The sequence below is a fragment of the Agrobacterium sp. OT33 genome, assembly GCF_017313365.1.
Lineage (GTDB): Bacteria > Pseudomonadota > Alphaproteobacteria > Rhizobiales > Rhizobiaceae > Agrobacterium > Agrobacterium rhizogenes_A.
Window position 1 is genome coordinate 212742 of the sequence record NZ_JAFLMZ010000005.1, and the last position, 21677, is coordinate 234418.

Annotated in this window: 17 protein-coding genes; 11 read left to right on the forward strand and 6 right to left on the reverse strand. The window is 62.1% G+C overall.

What is annotated here, in order from left to right; translation table 11 throughout:
• Nucleotides 1–6 precede the first annotated feature (6 nt).
• A complete protein-coding gene (katG, locus tag JZX88_RS13890) occupies nucleotides 7–2178 on the reverse strand; it encodes a catalase/peroxidase HPI (RefSeq protein ID WP_206913920.1) in 2172 nt (723 codons plus the stop codon).
• A gap of 210 nt (nucleotides 2179–2388) precedes the next feature.
• Here katG and JZX88_RS13895 point away from each other — a divergent pair, with 210 nt between their 5' ends.
• The 7 genes from JZX88_RS13895 (at nucleotide 2389) to JZX88_RS13925 (ending at nucleotide 9017) form a co-directional block, all read left to right on the forward strand.
• Nucleotides 2389–3294 carry a hydrogen peroxide-inducible genes activator gene (locus JZX88_RS13895; protein WP_206913921.1) on the forward strand — a complete coding sequence of 302 codons (906 nt, stop codon included), beginning with the start codon at nucleotides 2389–2391 and terminating at the stop codon, nucleotides 3292–3294.
• A 50-nt stretch (nucleotides 3295–3344) separates the two neighbouring features.
• Nucleotides 3345–4346 (forward strand): LacI family DNA-binding transcriptional regulator, encoded by a 1002-nt coding sequence (locus tag JZX88_RS13900; protein ID WP_206913922.1) that lies wholly within the window; start codon nucleotides 3345–3347, stop codon nucleotides 4344–4346.
• A 172-nt stretch (nucleotides 4347–4518) separates the two neighbouring features.
• Nucleotides 4519–5553 (forward strand): sterol desaturase family protein, encoded by a 1035-nt coding sequence (locus tag JZX88_RS13905; RefSeq protein ID WP_206913923.1) that lies wholly within the window; start codon nucleotides 4519–4521, stop codon nucleotides 5551–5553.
• A complete protein-coding gene (locus tag JZX88_RS13910) occupies nucleotides 5550–5861 on the forward strand; it encodes a MocE family 2Fe-2S type ferredoxin (protein WP_206913924.1) in 312 nt (103 codons plus the stop codon). Before JZX88_RS13905 ends, JZX88_RS13910 begins: the two co-directional genes overlap by 4 nt.
• 75 nt (nucleotides 5862–5936) lie before the next feature.
• On the forward strand, nucleotides 5937–6881 hold the full coding sequence (locus JZX88_RS13915; RefSeq protein WP_206913925.1) for a substrate-binding domain-containing protein: 945 nt from the start codon (nucleotides 5937–5939) through the stop codon (nucleotides 6879–6881).
• A gap of 58 nt (nucleotides 6882–6939) precedes the next feature.
• On the forward strand, nucleotides 6940–8145 hold the full coding sequence (locus tag JZX88_RS13920) for an NAD(P)/FAD-dependent oxidoreductase (RefSeq protein ID WP_206913926.1): 1206 nt from the start codon (nucleotides 6940–6942) through the stop codon (nucleotides 8143–8145).
• The gene (locus JZX88_RS13925; protein WP_206913927.1) at nucleotides 8145–9017 is read left to right on the forward strand and encodes a sugar phosphate isomerase/epimerase; all 873 of its coding nucleotides are present in this window, start codon (nucleotides 8145–8147) and stop codon (nucleotides 9015–9017) included. The genes JZX88_RS13920 and JZX88_RS13925 overlap by 1 nt, the downstream gene beginning before the upstream one ends.
• Before the next feature lie 2 nt (nucleotides 9018–9019).
• Here the strand turns inward: JZX88_RS13925 and JZX88_RS13930 are convergent, their stop codons facing one another.
• The 3 genes from JZX88_RS13930 to JZX88_RS13940 all read right to left on the reverse strand — a co-directional run bounded on the left by JZX88_RS13930 (nucleotide 9020) and on the right by JZX88_RS13940 (nucleotide 12011).
• Nucleotides 9020–9898, reverse strand: coding sequence for a DUF3313 domain-containing protein (locus tag JZX88_RS13930; protein ID WP_206913928.1), 879 nt, complete (start codon nucleotides 9896–9898; stop codon nucleotides 9020–9022).
• 104 nt (nucleotides 9899–10002) lie between these two features.
• Nucleotides 10003–11340 carry a HAMP domain-containing sensor histidine kinase gene (locus JZX88_RS13935; RefSeq protein WP_110759465.1) on the reverse strand — a complete coding sequence of 446 codons (1338 nt, stop codon included), beginning with the start codon at nucleotides 11338–11340 and terminating at the stop codon, nucleotides 10003–10005.
• Complete coding sequence (locus JZX88_RS13940) at nucleotides 11337–12011, reverse strand: response regulator transcription factor (protein WP_065116902.1); 675 nt, start codon at nucleotides 12009–12011, stop codon at nucleotides 11337–11339. Before JZX88_RS13940 ends, JZX88_RS13935 begins: the two co-directional genes overlap by 4 nt.
• Before the next feature lie 186 nt (nucleotides 12012–12197).
• On the opposite strand from JZX88_RS13940, the gene JZX88_RS13945 reads away from it, so the two are divergent.
• Both JZX88_RS13945 and JZX88_RS13950 read left to right on the forward strand, forming a co-directional pair.
• A complete protein-coding gene (locus JZX88_RS13945; protein WP_206913929.1) occupies nucleotides 12198–13346 on the forward strand; it encodes an efflux RND transporter periplasmic adaptor subunit in 1149 nt (382 codons plus the stop codon).
• A gap of 1 nt (nucleotide 13347) precedes the next feature.
• A complete protein-coding gene (locus JZX88_RS13950; RefSeq protein ID WP_206913930.1) occupies nucleotides 13348–16500 on the forward strand; it encodes an efflux RND transporter permease subunit in 3153 nt (1050 codons plus the stop codon).
• 290 nt (nucleotides 16501–16790) lie between these two features.
• Here JZX88_RS13950 and JZX88_RS13955 read toward each other — a convergent pair whose 3' ends face one another.
• Complete coding sequence (locus JZX88_RS13955; RefSeq protein WP_065116905.1) at nucleotides 16791–17333, reverse strand: NUDIX hydrolase; 543 nt, start codon at nucleotides 17331–17333, stop codon at nucleotides 16791–16793.
• Between the two features lie 113 nt (nucleotides 17334–17446).
• On the opposite strand from JZX88_RS13955, the gene JZX88_RS13960 reads away from it, so the two are divergent.
• Together JZX88_RS13960 and JZX88_RS13965 are read left to right on the forward strand one after the other, a co-directional pair.
• Nucleotides 17447–18091, forward strand: coding sequence for a DUF47 domain-containing protein (locus JZX88_RS13960; protein WP_065116906.1), 645 nt, complete (start codon nucleotides 17447–17449; stop codon nucleotides 18089–18091).
• Complete coding sequence (locus tag JZX88_RS13965; protein ID WP_065116907.1) at nucleotides 18091–19095, forward strand: inorganic phosphate transporter; 1005 nt, start codon at nucleotides 18091–18093, stop codon at nucleotides 19093–19095. The genes JZX88_RS13960 and JZX88_RS13965 overlap by 1 nt, the downstream gene beginning before the upstream one ends.
• Nucleotides 19096–19173: 78 nt before the next feature.
• Here the strand turns inward: JZX88_RS13965 and JZX88_RS13970 are convergent, their stop codons facing one another.
• Nucleotides 19174–21516 carry an EAL domain-containing protein gene (locus JZX88_RS13970; RefSeq protein ID WP_065116908.1) on the reverse strand — a complete coding sequence of 781 codons (2343 nt, stop codon included), beginning with the start codon at nucleotides 21514–21516 and terminating at the stop codon, nucleotides 19174–19176.
• Nucleotides 21517–21677: the final 161 nt, after the last annotated feature.

Here is a 21677-nt window from a genome sequence, read left to right on the forward strand (position 1 = left end):
TTCCGCTCAGACGAGGTCGAAACGATCGGCGTTCATCACCTTCGTCCAGGCGGCAATGAAGTCGCGGACGAATTTTTCCCTGCTATCGTCCTGCGCATAAACTTCCGCATAGGCGCGCAGGATGGAGTTGGAGCCGATTACGAGGTCGACACGGGTCGCCGTATATCTGGCCGCACCGGTCCTGCGGTCACGAATCTCGTAGAGATTGTTGCCGGTCGGAACCCAGGAATAGGCCATGTCCGTCAGCGTCGTGAAGAAGTCCGTCGTCAGTGCGCCGGGCTTTTCGGTGAAGACGCCATGGGCGGCACCGCCGTAATTGGCACCGATGACGCGCAGACCGCCGATGAGGACGGTCAGTTCCGGCGCTGTGAGGCCGAGAAGCTGCGCCCGGTCGAGCAGCAGTTCTTCGGGGCTGACAACATAGTCCTTCTTGATCCAGTTGCGGAAACCATCCGCCAGCGGCTCCAGCGGTGCAAAGCTGTCGGCATCCGTCTGCTCGGCGGAAGCGTCACCACGACCGGCCGCGAAAGGCACGGCGATGTCGAAGCCGGCTGCTTTCGCCGCCTGTTCCACACCGTAATTGCCGGCGAGAACGATCACATCCGCGATGCTCGCGCCGGTTTCACGGGCAATCGGCTCAAGAACCGAAAGCACACGGGAAAGACGGGCGGGCTCGTTGCCTTCCCAGTCCTTCTGCGGCGCGAGGCGGATGCGGGCGCCATTGGCGCCGCCGCGCTTGTCCGAACCACGGAAGGTGCGGGCGCTGTCCCATGCGGTCGCAACCAGATCGGCGACCGGCAGGCCGGAAGCGGCGATCTTCGCCTTGACGGCAGCGACATCGTAGCCTGTGGAACCGACAGGGATCGGGTCCTGCCAGATCAGGTCTTCAGCCGGAACATCCGGGCCGATGTAACGGGACTTCGGCCCCATGTCGCGATGCGTCAGCTTGAACCAGGCGCGGGCGAAGACGTCAGAGAAATGGTCCTGATCGTCCTTGAACCGCAGCGAAATCTCGCGGTAGATCGGATCGACCTTCAGGGCCATATCGGCATCGGTCATCATCGGGATGGTGCGGATCGAAGCATCCTCGACGTCGACAGGCTTGTCTTCCTCGGCGATGGTGATCGGCGCCCATTGCGAAGCACCGGCGGGGCTGTGCGTCAAAGTCCATTCATGCTTGAACAGCATGTCGAAGAAGCCGTTGTCCCACTTGGTCGGTTCGCTCGTCCAGGCGCCTTCGATGCCCGATACCACGGTGTCACGGCCAATGCCCCGGCCCTTGGTGTTGATCCAGCCAAGACCCTGATATTCCGGGCCTGCGGCTTCCGGATCGGGGCTGAGATTGGCAGCACTGCCATTGCCGTGCGACTTGCCGATGGTGTGGCCGCCGGCGGTGAGAGCCACGGTTTCCTCGTCGTCCATGCCCATGCGGGCGAAGGTCTCGCGCATCTGCGCCGCCGTCGCCAGCGGATCGGACTTGCCGTTGACACCTTCCGGATTGACGTAGATGAGGCCCATCTGCACGGCGGCAAGCGGGTTTTCCAGCGTCTCGGGCTTGCTCACGTCGCCGTAACGGCCATCGCTCGGCGCCAGCCATTCTTTCTCGTCACCCCAATAGGTGTCCTTTTCCGGCGCCCAGATATCTTCACGGCCGAAAGCAAAGCCATAGGTCTTCAGACCGGCAACGTCATAGGCGATGGTGCCGGCGAGCGCGATGAGGTCGGCCCAGGAAAGCTTGTTGCCGTATTTCTTCTTGATCGGCCACAGCAGGCGGCGGCCCTTGTCGGTGTTGACGTTATCCGGCCAGGAGTTGAGCGGTGCAAAACGCTGGTTGCCGGTGTTGGCGCCACCACGTCCGTCCGTCACGCGGTAGGAACCGGCGGCATGCCAGGTGACGCGGGCCATCATGCCGACATAGCTGCCCCAGTCGGCCGGCCACCATTCCTGGCTGTCGGTCATCAGGGCGCGCAGATCGGCCTTCAGGGCCTCGACGTCGAGCGTCTTCAGGGCTTCGCGATAGTTGAAGGAGGTGCCGAGCGGGTTGGTCTTGGTATCGTGCTGGTGCAGAATGTCGAGGTTCAGCGCATTCGGCCACCATTCGGTTACCGATTTACCGGAGGCCGTATTGCCTCCGTGCATGACAGGACACTTGCCGGCCGGTTTTGAAGTTGCGTCCATTTCGCCCTCCGATGGGTTTTACAATTAAACGAAATAATCAATTCGACATGTGCAGCATTCCGAGCCAGAACCCGAGGCAGGTCATGGAAAACCGTGCGGCGGCGCTGGTGATCTCTCACAGCTACAGCTTCTTTCTGTCATGAAGATGACTAACAGCCGGGTTCCATAATTTCCAATTGTATATTCTAAAGGCTGCGATATGCTGAGCTTATGATTGCGCTCTCCATGAAACATCTTCGTTATTTCGACGCGCTCGCCAAGATCGGCCATTTCGGACGGGCGGCGGAAGCCTGTGCGATTTCCCAGCCGGCGCTTTCGCTGCAGATCCGCGAACTGGAAGAACTGATCGGCGCGCCGCTCGTCGAACGCGGCAGCCGCCAGATTCGGCTGACGACGCTTGGCGAGGAATTTGCCGAGCGCACCCGCTCGATCCTGCGGTCGGTGGATGAGTTGCAGGATCTGGCGCGCGCCGGCCAGGGCCCGCTCAGCGGCCGCCTGCGCATCGGCGTCATCCCCACCGTCGCACCTTATCTTCTACCACAGGTCATCAAGACGCTCACGGGGCATTATCCGGAACTGGAGGCGCGCCCACGCGAGGCGGTGACGCAGAAGCTCATCGAGGATCTTCTGGAGGCGAAGCTGGACATGGCGATCGTCGCCCTGCCCGTCTCGGAACCGGCGCTGGAAGAAGTTCCGCTGTTTTCGGAGGAATTCATTCTGGTGCGGCCGATGGAGGATGCGGGCATGCCGGTGCCAAGCGCCGACAAGCTCAGCGAAATGCGCCTGCTGCTGCTTGAAGAAGGTCATTGTTTCCGCAATCAGGCGCTTTCCTTCTGTAGCACGACCAATGCGCCGCCACGCGTCCTGATGGAGGGCAGCTCGCTCTCCACCCTCGTGCAGATGGTCGGCGCCGGCATCGGCGTCACGCTTATTCCGCAGATGGCGGTCGATATGGAAACACGCCAGTCCACGGTTTCGGTCTTCCGGCTGGCGGAACCGCGCCCGTCGCGCACCATCGGCATGGTGTGGCGCAAGAGAAATCCGCTGTCTGCGCAGTTCAGCCATATTGCCGAGATTGTCCGCGAATGCGGTCTCCAGAAACTTGGCATCGCCTGATCCATCTGCGGTAGAATCCGACAGCCGCGCCACCAGCAGGGAATCCGAATTTGAGCAGGCCGAATTATCGCGATATCGCCCGTCTTGCGGGTGTCGGGACAGCAACCGTCGAGCGGGTGCTGAACGGGCGCGGCGGTGTTCGCGCCGAACTCGTGGAAAAGGTCGTCATCGCCGCACGGGAACTGGACTATCCCCGCACCCTGCCGGAAACCCATCGCGGGCTGCTGCGCATAGAAGTGCTGATGGTACGCCCCGAAACCACCTTTTACCGGCGGCTCTCCAGAGCCTTCGAAAGAATTGCCGCAACACTCGATCCTCTTGTCGTCGTTCACCGCAGCTTTGCCGAGGAAATGAAGCCGGAGGAGCTGGCGAGCCGCATCATCACCGCCGGAGAAGCCCGCGCCGGCCTGATCCTCGCCATCCCGAGCAGCCCGGCGGTCAGCGCCGCGGTCGAGGCGGTGGTGGCGCGCGGCGTGCCTGTCGTGCACGTCGTAACGCGCGCCTCGGCGGAAAAAGGTGAATTCATCGGCATCGACAATGGCGCGGCGGGACGGACGGCGGCGCATTTCATCACCCGCATGGCGCGCCGGCCCGGCCCGGTCATCGCGCTCTGCCATCCGATCTATCAGGTTCACCGTGACCGTATCAGCGGCTTTTCCGACTATTTCCGCGATCATGCAGGCGAACATGGCTTCGAGTGGCTGGGTTTTACCCGCGATGACGAATATTACAGTGCCGAGACCCTGCGCATGGCGCTGGATCTCTATCCCGACATGGCCGGCCTCTATAATGTCGGTGGCGCCAATTCCGCACTGATCGACGTTCTTCGCAGGCACCCACGCGGCGGCGAGATATTCTTCGTCGGCCATGAATTGACCGATTATACGCGCAAGGCCCTGAATGACGGCATCATGGATATCGTGCTGGATCAGGCCCCCGAGGCGCAGGCCCGTCGGGCGCTGGACCTCGTCCTTCGCCGGATCGGTCTTACCGATATCGAGCCCGACAGCGCGCCCATCCGCTTCGTTACCATCACCGCAGAGAGCCTTTGATCTGATTTGATCAAGGAAGGCTTCGGCATTCACAAACCTCCCTGCTAATTTGCGTCAGGGAGGAAAGCCGCAGATCGCAGGGAGCGACGGGCGGCCAAGGCGTGCGAGCGCCCTCCTTCATCGTGAAAACTTGCACGGGCGTGTCAAACGCGGGCGCCCGAAGGAGAGCGCTATGGACGATCTGAAATATGGAACGCGCAACAAGCGCGGCGACTGGGCGCCCAACCAGCCGGTGGAAACGGCCCCGCTCTTCGCTTTCCCGCCGCGCCTGATGGCGATACTGAAGTGGCTGCCGCATTATTTTTTCCCGTGGAATGCGATCTTCGCACTTTCGGCTGTCGCCTATTGGGCCTTTGTCATTCCGCCGGTCGAAACCATGGCCACGCTCGGCATCGGCTGGATCGCCTGGCTTTACGCAGTCAATGCGGTCTCCGTTTTCCTCTTCTACGGCGGTTTCGAACTCCATCTCTACATCCTCAAGCGGCAGGAAAACCGCTTCAAATATAACGGCAAGTTTCCCGCCGAACAGAAGAGCAAGGCCTTCTGGTTCGAGAGCCAGAACCTCGACAATATCCTGCGCACCTTCCTTTCCGGCGTGACGATCTGGACCGCCATCGAAGTGGCAATGCTGTGGGCCTATGCCAATGGTTATGCGCCCTGGCTCAGCTTTGCCGAAAATCCGTGGACGCTTGCCATCGTGGCGCTTGTGGTGCCGATCATCCACGAATTTCACTTCTTCTGCATTCATCGGCTCATCCATGTGCCGCTGCTTTATAAATGGGTGCATTCCGTCCACCACAATTCGGTGAACCCGTCGCCCTGGTCGTCGCTCTCCATGCATCCGGTCGAGCATCTGCTCTATTTCGGCACGGCCTTTTATCACCTGATCCTGCCGTCCAATCCGGTCCTCATGCTCTATCAGTTGCACTATGCGGGTTTCGGCGCGATCCCCGGCCATGTCGGCTTCGACAAGGTCGAGGTCGGCGAGGACAAGCTGGTCGATAGCCATGCCTATGCGCATTACCTCCACCACAAATATTTCGAGGTGAATTACGGCGATGCCCTCATTCCGCTCGATCGGTGGTTTGGCACCTGGCACGACGGTTCGGCGGAAGGAGAGGCCCGCATGCAGGAACGCTATCGCAAACGCAAAGAAAAACTCGCGGCCCGCAAGGCGCGCAACACCATCGGGGAGGCAGCCGAATGAGCTGGGTTTCAGCCTGCAAACTGGACGACATTGAACAGGAAGGCGCGATCCGCTTCGACTACGCCGGACGCACCTACGCGATCTATCGCGGGCCGGATGACAGCGTTTATTGCACCGCCGGCCTGTGCACCCATGAGGCGATCCATCTTGCCGAAGGGCTGGTGATGGATTTCGAGGTGGAATGTCCCAAGCATTCCGGCGCCTTCGATTACCGCACCGGCGAAGCCCTGCGGCTTCCCGCCTGCGAGAATCTGAAGACCTATCCGGCGCAGGTGGTGGACGGCGAAGTACGCGTCACCATCGGCTAGGCCGGGCTTTCGAGCAGGCCCGAAAGGGCCTCCGGAATGCACACGGGCGGCCCGGCGCCCCAAGGGAGGACAAACATGAAATCCATCTGTACCGTGGCCGCTCTGGCGGTCCTTTTCGCCGGCACGGCGTCGGCCGAGACCATCGGCGTTTCGATGCAGAGCTTCGACAATAATTTCCAGACTTTGCTGCGCGAAGGGCTCGGCGCCCGGGCATCGGAGGTCGACGGCGTCAAGATCCAGGTCGAGGACGCGCAGGCCGATATTTCCAAGCAGCTCAACCAGGTCAATAATTTCATCGCCGCCGGCGTCGATGCGATCATCGTGACGCTGGCGGACACCTCGGCCGCACCCGGCATCAGCGATGCCGCCGCCAAGGCAGGCATTCCGCTCGTCTATCTCAATCTCGAGCCGGACAATGTCGGCAAGCTTCCCGAAAAGCAGGCCTATGTCGGCTCAAGGGAAACCGATGCCGGGCGGCTGGCCGGCGAAGCGGCCTGTTCGCTGCTCAAGGAAAAGGGAAAGGCGGCGGATGCGCAGGCTTACATATTGATGGGCGACCTTGCCCATCAGGCATCGCGTGACCGTACCTCGTCCTTTAAACAGGCGCTCGCATCCGGCGATTGCAAGGCCGTCACCATCGCCGACGAACAGTCGGCGGCCTGGACACGGACAAACGCCATGGACATGACGACGAACTGGATCACCGCCGGACGTCCCATCGACGTCGTCTTCGCCAATAATGACGAAATGGCCATCGGCGCGGTGCAGGCGCTGAAGGCGGCAAGCGTTTCGATGGATGATGTCATCGTCATCGGCATCGACGCCACCCCGGACGGGCTTGCCTCCATGGCCGCCGGCGATCTCGACGCCACGGTGTTCCAGAACGCCAAGGGGCAATCGACAAGTGCGCTCGATGCCGCCGTCGCCCTGATGCGCGGCACGCCGGTCGACAAGCAGGTCATGGTGCCTTTCGAACTGGTGACGCGGAAGAACATGACCGACTACGCCAGCCGCAACTGACCCTCCCCCAGCCGGTGCGCCCTGAAAAAGCGCGCCGGCCCCTTCTCACGGAGACATCATGGACGCAATCGTCATCATCGGCGCCGGCGAAGCGGGAACCCGTGCCGCCTTTACTTTGCGTGAAACGGGCTTCGACGGCGATATCACGCTGGTCGGCGCCGAGCCGCATCCGCCCTATGAACGGCCGCCGCTTTCCAAACCGCTGGAAGCTGCGGTGCGGATGAAACCCATCTGCGCGGAGGGAGCGCTGGAGGCCGCCCGTATCGCCTATCTGCAAGGCGTGTCGGCCAGCCGTATCGATGCGAAAGACCGCCTGGTGATGCTCGATGACGGGCGGACACTTGGCTATGACAGGCTGCTCCTCGCAACCGGGGCGCAGCCGCGAACACTCGCCTGTCCCGGTGCCGAACAGGCGCTCAATTTCCGCACCCATGCGGATGCGGAGGCGATTTTCTCCCGCGCCGATAGCGGCGCACGGATCGCGATCATCGGCGGCGGACTGATCGGAATGGAGCTTGCGGCGGTGCTGCGCGGCAAGGGGCTTACGGTCAGCGTTATCGAAGCGGCGGCGCAGCCGCTCGGCCGGGCGGTTCCGCCGCGTTTTGCCGAAAAGATACATGCGCGCCATCGCGATGAGGGGGTGCATTTCCATCTGGGTCAGGGCGTTTCGGAGATTACGCCGGAAGCAGTCCTGCTCGCCGATGGCGGGCGCGTGTCCGCCGATATCGTCGTCTCCGCCATCGGTGTCGTGCCCAATATCGCTCTGGCCGAAGCGGCGGGGCTTGTGACCGGTAACGGCATTCTGACCGATGCCTTCCTGCGCACCAGCGATCCCCACATCTTCGCGGCCGGCGATTGCGCGGCCGTCTCGCAAGCCGCCGGCGGGCATATCCGGTTCGAAAGCTGGCGCAATGCCCGCAGCCAGGCGGAAATCGCCGCGCGCAACAGTCTCGGCGCAAACGAGGCTTTTACCGCCCTCCCGTGGTTCTGGTCGGATCAATATGATCTCGGCCTTCAGGTCGCGGGCCTGCCGCAGCCGGGACATCAAGGCGTCATCCGTCCGCTCGGCGATGGCGAGCTGGAATTCTTCCTTGAGGACGGCCAGCTTGTCGCAGCAGCAGGGCTGGGTATCGGCAACAGCGTCGCGAAAGACATAAAACTGGCCGAGATGCTGATTGCCGCCGGTATCAGCCCCGATCCGGCGGCGCTTGCCGATCCCGGCCTCAACCTCAAGACATTGCTGAAAAGCGCGCGGGCAGCCTGATGCAGAAGCTGCTCGTCTTTCAATCGCTCTGGGCCATGGAACGGCTAAACGGCAATGGCCCTGAACCCGGCCTTGAGGAAAACATGGCCCGGATCGCCGAAGCCGGGTTTGACGGGATCAGCGCGCATTGTACCAACCGTGCGGATGTGCGGCGTCTCAATGAAGCGATCCGTGGCACTGGCCTCAGGGTCGAAGGCGTGTGCTTTCCACGCAGCGTCGACGACCTGCGCCACACGCTGGAACTGGCGCAGGAATTTCCGGTCAGCCATATCGATCTGCAGGCGGATATCCGCCTGCGCCGGGTGGAGGACTGCCTGCCGCTGCTGGACGGCTGGATGCGGCTTGCCGAAGAGGCCGGCGTTCCCGTCTACATCGAGACCCACCGCAACCGCATCACCAGCGATCTCCTATTCACGCTGGACCTGCTCGAGCAGCGACCCGATCTGCCGCTTCTCGCCGATCTCTCCCATTATCTCGTTGCCCGCGAATTCGCCTTTCCGGTGGAAGACGAGAGCCACAGGCAAATCCACCGCATCCTTAATAATGCGCAGGCCTTTCACGGACGCATCGGCTCGTGCGAGCAGATCCAGATCGAGATTTCCTTTGCCCATCACCGGCCATGGGTCGATCTGTTTCTGGACTGGTGGGACTATGGGTTCCGGCACTGGCGATCCCGTGCGCCCGATACTGCCGAGCTGGTCTTCACATGCGAACTCGGCCCTCGGCCCTATGCGATTACCGACCGGGACGGCAACGATTCCACCGACAGATGGGCGGAATCGCTGTGGCTGAAGACGATGGCGCAGTCATTATGGGCGCAGGCCGCCCGTTCCGCCAACACGGCAACGGCGGGTGCGGATGAGACCTGCTGATCCTATCGCGAAGCGGCCTTTGCCTGTTTGTCCGTCCAGTCTGGCGGTGCGCCGAATTGATCGGCTACCATGCCCTGCAATCCACGCGACCGGCCATAGGCATCGCACTCGGCATATTTCGGCTTGCCGCCGAGGGCCGAGCGCATACGGTGGCCGGACGGGATCGAGATATCCAGACCTTCGGAGGTCTTGCCGGTGACGAGGATACGCGCGAAATAATTGGCAAAGTTGGAGGCAAGCCCGTAGGCATCGCCGATTTCCGAAACACGGGCATTGTCGGTGAAGGAATTGGCACCCTTCGACCAGACGGCTGCCGCGCGCTGGACACCGGTGCTGTCTACCGCCTCCGCCTCGACCGCCAGGCCGCCGAGCCCGACGGGCAGACGCGGCACGCCGACCGGCAGGACAAAATTGCTGCCGAGCGACACCGCCGTCGAAACACCGGCCATGGTCTTGTCGGTCGGCACCAGATCGGTGATGACGGTACGCACCGTCATATCCGCCGGCTGACCGAGCGCGGCGATCCGGTATCTGTCGCTGAGCGCCACGCAGATGGCGCGATCGAGCGCATTGGACACGAGCGCGCGGTCCTTTTCCGAAGTGACCCGCGACGAAGCGGTGAAGGAAAAGGTGGTGGGCACGATGGCGACGGTTTTGACCGCCGCCAGTCCCTTGGCATCCACGAAGGTTCTGGTCTTGGTGAACTTGCCCTTGGCGGGGCTGAGCTGGGCATAGGATGTCAGCGTGCCGCCCTCCTGCAGCGGAACGGAGGCACAGCCGGACATGATGAGGGCAAAAGGCAAGGTGGCGAAGGTGGCGCTGCGGCTGCGCGCAACTTTGCTGCCGCTGGCCGTGACGAACGGATTCCGCTGGTGTTTCATCGCATGTGCTCCGGTTGGAAAGATTTCCTGTGCCCCGCACGCTACGACAGCTAAAATTGCGGCAGCATTACAATCGCGGTCCGCAGGCACTGCAAAAATCGCGATCAGAAGCAGAGCCGGAACGTGCTTCCGAAGGCGGAACTTTCCAGAAGGACACGTCCATTGTGATCGGCGACGATCTGCTTGACGAGACTGAGACCGAGACCTGCTCCCGTGCTTCGCGGCGTTACGCGATAGAATGGCTCGAATATCCGCTCCTGCTGGTCCTCGGCTATGCCCTGCCCTTCGTCGGAAACCGCGATCTCGCCATTGGCAAGAACCGACACATGGATCATTCCCCGGTTGCCGCCGTGATCAATGGCGTTGCGCACGATATTGCTGACGGCGCGCGGCAGGGCGAACGGGTTACCCTGCATCTCGTATCGCGCAATCCGGGTATCGAAGGCAATATCGTAACCCGCAGACAGCGCCAGCGGCGCAAGATCGGCAACGACAGTGCGGGCGATCTCCACCAGGTCGACCGTCTCCCACCGGTCATGCACCTGATCGTTCCGCTCGACCGCCAGAAGCTGTTCCGTGGTTTCGCCGAGCCGTGCGACATCCTCCATCAGCCGCTGCCGTTCCGGCCCATCCGGCAGGCCCTCTATCCGGGTCTGCATGATGGCGATCGGTGTTCTGAGTTCATGCGCCGCGTCGATGAGAAAACGCTGGCGTGCCCGAAACTGCTGCTCGAGCCGTTCGAGGATGCTGTTGAAGGATACGATCAGCGGCACGACTTCCCGCGGCACATCCTCGACGGGCAGCTTCGCGCCCGCCCGGCGCGGATCGATCTCCGGGGCTTTCCGGACGACGGAACTGAGACCGGCGAGCGCCTGGCGCACGATGCGGGGCACGGAAAAGAACACCGCAGGCAGGATAACCGCCAGCAGCGGAACATAGATCGGATAGGTGCCGAAAAGAAGTGTCAGAAACGACGCGCTGATATGGGAGGTTCCGCCGAACATGACCCTCAACGGGCCAGATGCCGTGTCGAGACTTTCAGACAGCGCGACCTCGGATATGCCGGCACCGCCGCGAATATCGGCATCCACCATCAGATGGGCGTAACGCGATAGCTCGGCATAGACCGGCGGCACAGCGCCATAGGTCACGGACTGGCCATCCAGCGTCGAAGCAACGAACCAGAGTTCTTCATTCTCCGCCTTGAGAGCCTTCAGCGCCGGCCCCTCGGTGATGACGAGCCCCTTCTGCGGATCGAGCGAAAGCGACTCGTCGAGTGTCGAAGACAGGTCCTCCCAAAGCCCGATATTGGGAGAGACCCGCATCACCCCGTAAATGCAGAGGCCGACGATGACGACCGCGATCATGGCGGAGACAACGATGCTGAGCTGCCAGCTCAATTGCCACCACAGGGACGGATTGGACTTGCCCTTCACCTTCATGCCTCTTCCTTCAGCAGATAACCGATGCCGCGGATATTATGCACGCTCACCCCGGCCGATACGTCCAGCAGACGCTTGCGCAGCCGCGATATATGCGCGTCGAGCGCATTGGACTGAATCTCCTCCTCGTAGTTATAGACGGCCGCCTCGAGCGTGGAGCGCAGCACGGATTTGCCTTTGCGTTTCGCGAGCGCGACGAGGACAAGAAGCTCGCGTCTTGGCAGATCGAAGGGAGCCGAATTGATCGTGATGCTGAGATGCAGCGGGTCGATCACGATACGTCCGGCGGTGATCTGGGCCGGCGCGAGGTTTGCCGGCCGTCTCAACACCGCACGCACCCGCGCCAGAAGCTCACCGACGAGAAACGGCTTGCCCAGATAATCATCGGCGCCGCCGTCCAGCCCCGCAATGCGCTCCTCCGGTTCGTTCATCGCCGTCAAGAGGATGATCGGCGTATCGACACCGGCGCGGCGCAGTTTCGGGATGAAGGCAAGGCCCTCCCCGTCCGGCAGGCGGCGGTCAAGCAGGATGGCGTCATAGACATGCTGGCGCGTCAGCTCCATCGCATCGCCAAGCCACATCGTGTGGTCGATGACGATGCCCTGCTTGCCGAGCGTTGCCGACAGCGCATCCGCCATTTCCTTTTCATCTTCGATCAACAGAAGTCTCATGGATCACCGTCCCTTCGCCATCCGTTGTCTGCCAGAAAGGTTGCGGCAGTATTGCGGCAACAGGAGCGGTTCAGGGTAATGCTGCTGCAATTATGGCCCCCTATCCAGACATCATCCGCCTGAGAACAGGCGACATGACCGCTCGGCGAGCGGCCACAGAGAAAGCTTTGCCTGGAAGGATTGATTATGTGGGTAAAGAAAACCATCAAAACCGGCATCGTGCTTGCGGGCTGCGTTGTCGTCGTCACCGCTCTCGACACGGCGCGCGGCAGCGTCGATGCCAATGAGCGCCTCAAGGGCATTGTCGAAGCCGCCACCATGAGCCCGGCCGGCATTCCGTTCGAACTGGCGGCCTCGGAAACGGCGAGAATCGCCGCACGCCGGATGGCGGAAAAGCTCAGCATCAGCGGCGAGCTTCAGCCCGTCAGCCGCGTTGCGATCCGCGCCCGCGAGGCTGGAAAGATCCTCGACATGAACGTCCGGGACGGACAGGCGGTAAAGGCGGGCGATGTGCTGGTGCGCTTTGAAACCGACGATCTGCAATCGGCGCTGCTGCAACGGCAAAGCGACCGGGATGCGGCCGAGGCCGAATTGACGCTGGCGATGCAGGCCCTGACGAGGACGGAACAGCTTGCCGCCAAGAACATTGCATCGGCCGAACAGCTGGACAAGGCGAAAAGCGATGTGGTGGTGAAAACGGCAAGGGTTCAGAGCCTTTCGGCACAGGCCGATATCGCCCGCCTCGCCCTGCGCAATGCGGAAATCCGCGCGCCTTTCAGCGGCACCGTCACGCGCCGGCTGGCCGAGGCCGGCGCGCGCATCGGCGCCGACGGCGAGCTTCTGACGCTGGTCGATACAAGCGTTCTGGAGGCGAAGGTCCTCGTCGCCACCCGCGACATTCCGCGTGTTGCGCTGGGCCAGACAGCGGAACTGGAGATCGACGGCATCAGCGGCCAGACCGTCCCGAGCACCGTCGAGCGCATCAGCCCGGTTGCCGAAGATGGCACGCGTTTCGTCGCCGTCTATCTGCGGCTTGTCAATCACGACGGGCGGCTGTGGGGCGGGATGTTCGCCAGCGGGTCGATCCTCGTGCGCGAAAAAAAAGATGCGCTCGTGGTCCCCGCAATAGCACTGCGCAAGGATGAAACCGGTTATCACGTTCTGAAAGTCCTGGATGGCCATCTCCGCCGCCAGACGGTGGCGCTTGGATCACGCTGGAACGACGGCAGCCTGATCGAGGTCGCCGCCGGGCTGAAGGATGGCGAAACAATCCTGACCGCTCCGCTTCCGGAATTGCAGCCCGACATGGCCGTGACCATAGACAGGGCAGGCTGAGATGTTCCTGACCCGCATATCCGTTTCCCATCCCGTCTTCGCCACCATGATGATGGTGGCGCTTCTGGTCATGGGCATGTTTTCGCTGCAGCGTCTGGGGCTGGATCAATATCCCAATGTCGACGTGCCCGTCGTGGTGGTGGTCACCACCTATCCCGGCGCGACGCCGGAGACCGTGGAAACCGAAGTGACACGCCCGGTTGAGGATGCGCTGAACGCCATCGGCGGACTGGATGAGATCACCTCGACCTCCTACGAAGGGCGCTCGGTGGTCGTCGTGAAGTTCAAGCTCGAGGTTCAGGCTGCGGCCGCAGCACAGGAGGTGCGCGACAAGGTCGCCGCAATCGAGACGAATTTGCCGGAAGAGGCCAAGAAACCGGCCGTCTCCCGTTTCGACCCCGCCGCTGAACCGATCCTGTCGCTGGCAATCAGTTCACCGTCGCTGGATGTGCCGGCGCTCACCGCCCTTGCCGATCAGAAGGTGGTGCGCCAGCTGACCACGGTTGCGGGTGTCGGACAGGCAACCCTGGTCGGCGGCCGCAAGCGGCAGATCGACGTTGCGATAGACGAGACGCGCATGCGCGCGCTCGGGGTGGGCATCAACGAGGTGGTGAACGCGCTGCGCACCGGCAATGGCGACAGCCCGGCCGGCAGCATCGTCGATACCGTATCCGAACGAACCATTCAGGTTCAGGGCCGCATCAGGGAGCCGCAGGCGCTGCTGGACATGGTGGTGGCGAGACGAGGAGGTGTGGCAATCCCGCTTCGTGACGTCGCCACGGTTTCCGAAGGCGCAGCCGATGCCGAAAACCGCGCGCTTTATAATGGCCGCACAGCCCTTGCGATCGACATCGTCAAGGTTCAGGACGCCAATACCGTGCAGGTGGTCACGGATGTGAGGAACCGCCTCGATGAACTCAATGCCGAGCTTGCCCCGCACAATGTGCAATTGCGCATTGTCACGGATACCTCCACGCCCATCCGCGAATCCGTCGATCAGGTGCAGATGACATTGATCGAAGGGGCGGCGCTCGCCATCGCCATCGTCTTCCTGTTCCTGAACTCCTGGCGCAGCACCGTCATCACCGGGCTGACACTGCCAATCGCGATCATCGGCACACTCGTCGTCATCGATTTTCTCGGTTTCACCCTCAATACCCTCAGCCTCCTGGCCCTCACCCTCTCCATCGGCATTCTGGTGGATGATGCGATCGTCGTTAGGGAAAACATCACCCGGCATCTGCATATGGGCAAATTCCATATCCGCGCCGCACTCGACGGCACCAACGAAATCGGGCTCGCGGTGGTCGCGACCACCGCCACCATCGTCGCGGTCTTCCTGCCGGTCGCCTTCATGGACGGCATTGTCGGCCGGTTCTTCTACGAGTTCGGCGTGACGGTCTCAGCGGCGGTGCTGATCTCGCTCTTCGTTGCCTTCACCCTTGACCCGATGCTTTCGAGCGTCTGGTACGATCCGGATACACATCCGGACACAAAACGCGGCCCGGTCGGGCGGCTGGTCGCCCGTTTCGATCGCGGCTTCGAATGGCTGGCCGAGCGGTATCGACGTCTGATCGGCTGGACATTGCGCCACCGCCTCGCCACCCTGCTCACCACATCAGGCATCTTCCTCGGCAGCCTGTTCATGGTGCCGCTGGTCGGCGTGGAATTCGTGCCTGATACCGATGAGGGCCGTTTCCAGGTCACCGTCACGGCACCGGCGGGCTCTTCCCTGGACTACACGACGGCGAAGGTGCGACAGGTCGAAAACGCACTGAGGGAATTTCCCGAGGTCGAGACGCTTTATTCCACCATCAACACCGGCGGCGCGGCGGGCAAACAGCGCGGCGCGGTACTGGTCGGGCTGGTGCCGCTGGCAGCGCGCACGCAAACACCCGCCACGCTGGCCGAACCGGTCCGCAAGCGCCTTTCGGCCATACCGGGCATAGAGGTCGCGATCCTTCAGAACGGTCTTGGCGGCGGCGAAAGCCCGGTGCAGATCAGCATCCTCGGCGACGACCGCGCCGTTCTCGAAAAAATCGCCGCCGGTCTGGTGGACGACATGAAAAAAATCCCCGGCCTCGTGGATGTGAATTCCAGCGCCCGCAACGTCACCTCGGTGCTTTCCGTGCGCCTGAAACGTCAGGCGGCGAGCGATCTCGGCATATCCCGCTCCGATCTCGCCACCGCACTCTCTCCCCTCATCGGCGGCGAGGATGTGTCGACATGGACGGATACGGACGGCAACAGCCACGATATCGTGGTGCGCCTGCCCGGCGAACGGCGTTCCGACGCCACAAGACTGGGCGAGCTGATGATCGCAACCGGCCGCATCGCGTCGAATGGCGCACCTGAGATGGTGCATCTCGATCAGGTCGCGGAGATCGGCACCGTGCCGGCGCCCGCCGAAATCCGCCGCATCGACAATCGCCGCGAAGTGCTGGTTTCGGCCAATATTGCCGGCCGCTCGCTCGGCGAAGTGATGGAGACCGTGCGAAACCTGACGGCCGCCCGCGATCTGCCCGACGGTTACCGCATCCGCTTCGGCGGCGAGGCCGAGACCATGCAGGAGACCATCGGCCACATGGTCAAGGCGCTCATCATGGCGGTTATCTTCATCTATATCGTGCTTGCCTCGCAATTCGGCAGCTTCCTGCAGCCGCTCGCCATCATGGCCTCGCTGCCGCTCTCGCTGGCCGGCGTCCTTCTGGGCCTGATGGTGGCCGGCAGCACGATCAACATGTTCTCGCTGATCGGCTTCATCATGCTGATGGGCCTCGTGACCAAGAACGGCATATTGCTGGTGGATTTCGCCAACCGCGAGAGGAAGCGCGGGCTTTCCCTCAACGAGGCTCTGGCGAACGCCGGCGTCATCCGCTTCCGGCCGATCATCATGACGACGCTTGCGATGATCTTCGGCATGATCCCGCTCGGGCTCGCAATCGGCGGCGGCGGCGCTCAGCGCGCGCCAATGGCGCATGCGGTGGTCGGCGGCCTCATCAGTTCCACCCTCCTCACCCTGATCGTCGTGCCGACCATCCTCTCCTATATCGACAGCATCGTCAGGCGTTTTGCCCACCTGATGCCGAAAGCGCCTGACGATGCGGAGAAAGCGGAGCACCCGGCCCACCCCGGTGAGGTGCAAGCCGGGTGAAGACACCCGCGTTTTGCATGGAATCCGGCCTTTGACGGAAAAAGCGGCAAGGCTTTTCCCGTCAAAGGTGGCGAAGGCTGTCACCGAAGCAGAAGGATGGTGGCCGGCCCGGCCAGAAGCACGGCAAAAACGATAATGGGATGGATGTAACGGGCAAGAAGCCGCAGGGCGGCACGACATAAACGCATAATACACCTGACGAAACGCATCCGGTGAAACTGGGCATGTCGTATTGCCCCGGCATTACAGCGTCAGGTTCGGGCGCCGCTCACGGGGAACAGGGCAGCCCGTTACGCCCCCTCGCCCGTCCGGCCTTTCCTTTTGCCCCTGGGCCTGAAATCGACCAGCAGCGATTTCAGTTCGATATCGCGGACCCGCCTTGCCGCCTCATCCGGACGCACCCATTCCAGCAGGCGCTCACCACGCTCCTTGAAACTCGTTTCCGCGCCCGTCACCTCGATCTGGAACACATCGACGACGCAGGGAACGACATCGCCATTGTCGAGCATCTTCAGATAGGTATAGCGGCCGACCGCTTCCTTTCTTACCCGGCCGCGCACGCCGGCCTCCTCCCACGCCTCGATCGCCGCCGCCTCATGCGGTTTCTTGCGCTTCATCGGCCAGCCGCGCGGAATGATCCAGCGCCTGCTGGTGCGCGAGGTGACAAGCAGGATTTCAACATCGTCCCCGTTGCCACCATAGCGAAAACACAAGGCGGCATATTGCTGCCGGAAAGCGCCGGTGAACAGCTTTTCGGGAACGGCAGCGAGTTGCTGAAGTAATGTCAGGGCGCGCGCCGGGCGGGCTTTCCGGCTTTTTTTGGAGGATTTCATATCCGTTGATAGTGCTGATTTTCCGGGTTGCATCAATGCCCCGCCTGCATTTATGACAGTTTTATGACAATTACCCCCCACAACATAAATAGCGCCATTGAGGGCCAATTCGCATGATGAGCATTTTCCGCAAGCTGATGCCGCGCGAAGACCGTTTTTTCGACCTGTTTAGCCAACATTCGGAAACGGTCGTCAAAGCGGCTGCAGCTCTGGACCACCTCTTGAGCGGCATCGACGTCGAGAGAAACTGCGACCTTATCGTTTCCCTCGAAGACCAGGCGGACGGCATTACCCGCGACGTGCTGCTTGCGGTGCGACGCAGTTTCATAACGCCCTTCGACCGTGGCGACATCAAGGACCTCATCCAGTCCATGGATGACGCCATCGACATGATGCACAAGACGGTAAAGACCATCCGCCTCTTCGAACAGAGCGAATTCGACCCGCTGATGAAAGAGATGGGCCACGAGATCGTGCGTGCGGCAAACCTGATTGCCGAAGCCATTCCGCTTCTCGAAAAGGTGGGCACCAACGCGCAGCGCCTGTCGGCGATTGCCGAAGAGGTCACCCGCGTCGAAGGCCGCTCCGACGATCTTCATGATCAGGGACTGAAGGACCTTTTCCGCCGCCACGGTGCGGCCGGTGACGCCATGGCCTATATGATCGGCAGCGAGATCTACGGCGAACTCGAAAAGGTCGTCGACCGATTCGAGGATGTGGCCAACGAAATCAGCGGCATCGTTATCGAGAACGTCTGATGGATGTCGCGCTTGCCCTGCCGCTGCTTGTCGGCCTCATCGCCATCGCGCTGTTCTTCGATTTCCTGAACGGTCTCCACGACGCCGCAAATTCCATCGCCACCATCGTCTCCACCCGTGTGCTGCGCCCGCAATATGCGGTTGCCTGGGCGGCCTTCTTCAACTTCATCGCCTTCCTGTTCTTCGGCCTGCATGTGGCGGAAACGCTCGGCACCGGCATCATCGATCCGGCCATCGTGTCGCCGCAGGTCATCTTCGCGGCGCTGATGGGCGCGATCGTCTGGAACATCGTCACCTGGATTTTCGGCATTCCCTCAAGCTCGTCGCACGCGCTGATCGGCGGCCTCGTCGGCGCCGGACTGGCGAGAGTGGGCTTCGATTCCATCGTCTGGTCGGGCCTGCTGAAGACTGTCGGCGCAATCTTCATGTCGCCGGCGATCGGCTTCTTCCTTGCCCTGCTTCTGGTACTCGCCGTATCCTGGCTGTTCGTGCGGCAGACACCCTTTGCGGTGGACCGCACCTTCCGCGTCATGCAGTTCATCTCCGCTTCGCTTTATTCGCTCGGGCATGGCGGCAACGACGCGCAGAAGACCATGGGCATCATCGCCGTGCTGCTGTTCAGCCAGGGGCATCTGGGCGAGAGCTTCTACGTGCCTTTCTGGGTGGTGATTTCCTGCCAGTCGGCCATGGCGCTCGGCACGCTGTTCGGCGGCTGGCGTATCGTGCATACCATGGGCTCCAAGATCACCCGGCTGAACCCGATGCAGGGCTTCTGCGCCGAAACCGGCGGCGCGCTGACATTGTTCGGCGCGACATGGCTCGGAATACCGGTCTCCACCACCCACACGATCACCGGCGCCATCGTCGGCGTGGGGGCTGCCCGCCGCGTCTCCGCAGTGCGGTGGGGGCTTGCGGGCAACATCGTCATCGCCTGGATCGTGACCATGCCGGCGGCGGCGCTGATCTCCGCTGCCGTTTACGGACTGACATCGCTGTTCGGCTGACAGGTTTCCTCCACCCGAACGCCATTCCCCTGGAAAACAGGGGCGGAACCCCAACCCGGGGGCCGCCCCTGTCTCGCGTCAAACGGAATATTTCTTGCGCGTGGTGGTGCCCGCCGCCTCGGCAGGCGCCACATCCGGCTTGCCGAAGAGGTAACCCTGCGCCTGCGCGCATCCTTCATCGACAACCATGCGATATTGCGCATCGGTTTCGATCCCCTCCGCCGTCACCGGCAGGTCGAGGCTCCGGCCAAGGCCGATCACGGCACGCACGATGGCGCGGGCGTTGTCGTCGTCGCTCATGGCGGCGATGAAGCTGCGGTCGATCTTTATCTTGTCGAAGGGGAAACTCTGGAGATTGCTGAGGGAGGAATAACCCGTGCCGAAATCGTCCATGACAATGGCGACACCCAGCGCCTTCAGCTGGTTGAGGATGATGAGCGTCGCCTTGCGATCCTTGAGAAGGGCGGCCTCGGTGATTTCCAGTTCCAGCCGACCGGGCGAAAGGCCCGTCTGCATGAGGACGGTGCAGACGACATGGCCGAGATTGGCCAGGGAAAACTGCAATGGCGAGACGTTGACCGCGATTTTCAGATGCGGCGCCCAGGTGCTTGCCTGACGGCAGGCCTCGCGCAGCACCCATTCGCCGAGCGAGATGATGATCCCGCTTTCCTCGGCGATGGGGATGAAGATATCCGGCGAGACGACGCCCCGCGTCGGGTGCTGCCAGCGCACCAGCGCCTCGTAACCGACGACCTGCCCACATTCGACGGACAGAACCGGCTGGTAGTTCAAAAGCAGCTCGTTGCGATTGATGGCGAGCCGCAGATCCGTCTCGAGCTGGCGGCGCTCACGCGCCTCCTGGTCCATCAGCGGATCATAGAAGGCCAATATGCCACGCCCGCCCACCTTGGCGCGGTAAAGCGCCAGATCGGCGGCATGCATGATGCTTTCGTCATCCTGACCGTCACGCGGAAAAACCGCAATGCCGATGCTGACGCCGACGGAGGTCGGATCATTGGCGACATTCATTTTCAGGGCGAACATGCCAAGAATGGTCTCGGCAAGCAGCCGCGCTTCCTCCGCCTTCGTATGCCGGGCCGTCAGTATGACGAATTCATCGCCACCGAGACGCGCGACCACATCGCCCGCCCTTGCGCATTCATGCAGAATACCGGCGACTTTTTTCAGGACCCGGTCGCCCTCGGCATGGCCGAATATGTCGTTGACCGCCTTGAACCGGTCGAGATCGAGCGCCAGCAGCGCAAATTCGTCCTCCTCGCCGCAATTGTCGATCTGCTGGCGAAGACGCGTCTGAAACATGGTGCGGTTCGCGAGCCCCGTCAGCATATCGTGACGCGCGAGATATTCGATTTCCCGCTGCGCCTCACGCTTTTCGGTCAGGTCGCGAATGGCCATCACCTCGCAGGGGCGGCCACGATATTCGATGGTGCGCACGGCAAGCTCGAACACCTGCGGCCGGTCGGCCCGCTCACGGATCGCCTCCACCGGCGTGGGGCGCGGCAGATAGGCGGGCTGCCCGTCGGCAGCCTTGAAGAGATCATCGGGATTTTTCCCGATGAGGAATATCTCGTCATTGCCGAGAAGTCCGGCAAAGCGGGTGTTCAGTTCGACGATACGGCCATCGCGCACGACGGCAAGACCATCCAGCGTCGCATCGACAAGGCCTTTCAGATCGACAAGGTAACGATCCACCAGAGCCGCGGTGGCGGTGGCGCAGAGGATAAGGAAGGTCACGCCGGAAACGGCGCCAATCATGATCAGTCGGGCAAGGCTGTCGGGATCAGGACCGGAAACGGACGGATCGGGCGACAGGACCGTGGCCGAAACGGTGGTGAAATGCAGCGCGCAGATCGCAAGGATCGAAGAAGCGGCCGGAATGACGATGCGCTGTTTCCAGGTACCCGGACGCCGGAACAGGAAAAACGCCAGAAGAAAGAACACCCAGGTAACGGCAAAACCGCCCATCACCGGCCCCCAGCGATAGCTGATGGTGGCGGCGACATCCATTCCCGCCATGCCGACAAAATGCATGACGGCGACGGACACCGTGACCAGCGTGCCCACGATGACGGGGCTGTGGGCTGCCAGCGAGCGGACCCTGAGCGCCAGCCAGAAACCCAGAACCGGAAGAACCGCCGAAAGAGCCGTGAAGGAAAAATCAAACCCGATGGGAACCGGGCCCTTGTAAGCGAGCATGGCGACGAAATGCGTGGCCCAGACGCTGAGGCCGGCGGCGAAGGCGGCGATCAGCACCCAATAGGGCTTGCGACCGGCCGGGCTTTCTTCCGCGCGCAACAACAGGTGAAAAAAGGCGAGCATGCCCAGCAGGCAGATCAATGCCGCAAGAAGCACGATCGCATGATCGTGCTGGACGGCGACGCATTCCAAAACCGTGAACATGGTGCACTCTCCCAGCCTCTGAAGAACCGCTCACGATCGCACTATGGAAGTGGTTTATTTATAAATCTCTAATGCAACTATTGATAAATGTCTCCATCTGCGCGGCACGGCAGGGGGAAAAGCCCGAGGGCCGACGCGACAGGCTGCAGGGCTTTGCGCGT

Bases quoted from the DNA above. Each gene is read 5' to 3' on its own strand.
- katG (WP_206913920.1), bottom strand. From the start codon at position 2,178: ATGGACGCAACTTCAAAACCGGCCGGCAAGTGTCCTGTCATGCACGGA.
- JZX88_RS13895 (WP_206913921.1), top strand. From the start codon at position 2,389: ATGATTGCGCTCTCCATGAAACATCTTCGTTATTTCGACGCGCTCGCC.
- JZX88_RS13905 (WP_206913923.1), top strand. From the start codon at position 4,519: ATGGACGATCTGAAATATGGAACGCGCAACAAGCGCGGCGACTGGGCG.
- JZX88_RS13910 (WP_206913924.1), top strand. From the start codon at position 5,550: ATGAGCTGGGTTTCAGCCTGCAAACTGGACGACATTGAACAGGAAGGC.
- JZX88_RS13915 (WP_206913925.1), top strand. From the start codon at position 5,937: ATGAAATCCATCTGTACCGTGGCCGCTCTGGCGGTCCTTTTCGCCGGC.
- JZX88_RS13920 (WP_206913926.1), top strand. From the start codon at position 6,940: ATGGACGCAATCGTCATCATCGGCGCCGGCGAAGCGGGAACCCGTGCC.
- JZX88_RS13925 (WP_206913927.1), top strand. From the start codon at position 8,145: ATGCAGAAGCTGCTCGTCTTTCAATCGCTCTGGGCCATGGAACGGCTA.
- JZX88_RS13930 (WP_206913928.1), bottom strand. From the start codon at position 9,898: ATGAAACACCAGCGGAATCCGTTCGTCACGGCCAGCGGCAGCAAAGTT.
- JZX88_RS13935 (WP_110759465.1), bottom strand. From the start codon at position 11,340: ATGAAGGTGAAGGGCAAGTCCAATCCGTCCCTGTGGTGGCAATTGAGC.
- JZX88_RS13940 (WP_065116902.1), bottom strand. From the start codon at position 12,011: ATGAGACTTCTGTTGATCGAAGATGAAAAGGAAATGGCGGATGCGCTG.
- JZX88_RS13945 (WP_206913929.1), top strand. From the start codon at position 12,198: ATGTGGGTAAAGAAAACCATCAAAACCGGCATCGTGCTTGCGGGCTGC.
- JZX88_RS13950 (WP_206913930.1), top strand. From the start codon at position 13,348: ATGTTCCTGACCCGCATATCCGTTTCCCATCCCGTCTTCGCCACCATG.
- JZX88_RS13955 (WP_065116905.1), bottom strand. From the start codon at position 17,333: ATGAAATCCTCCAAAAAAAGCCGGAAAGCCCGCCCGGCGCGCGCCCTG.
- JZX88_RS13960 (WP_065116906.1), top strand. From the start codon at position 17,447: ATGATGAGCATTTTCCGCAAGCTGATGCCGCGCGAAGACCGTTTTTTC.
- JZX88_RS13965 (WP_065116907.1), top strand. From the start codon at position 18,091: ATGGATGTCGCGCTTGCCCTGCCGCTGCTTGTCGGCCTCATCGCCATC.
- JZX88_RS13970 (WP_065116908.1), bottom strand. From the start codon at position 21,516: ATGTTCACGGTTTTGGAATGCGTCGCCGTCCAGCACGATCATGCGATC.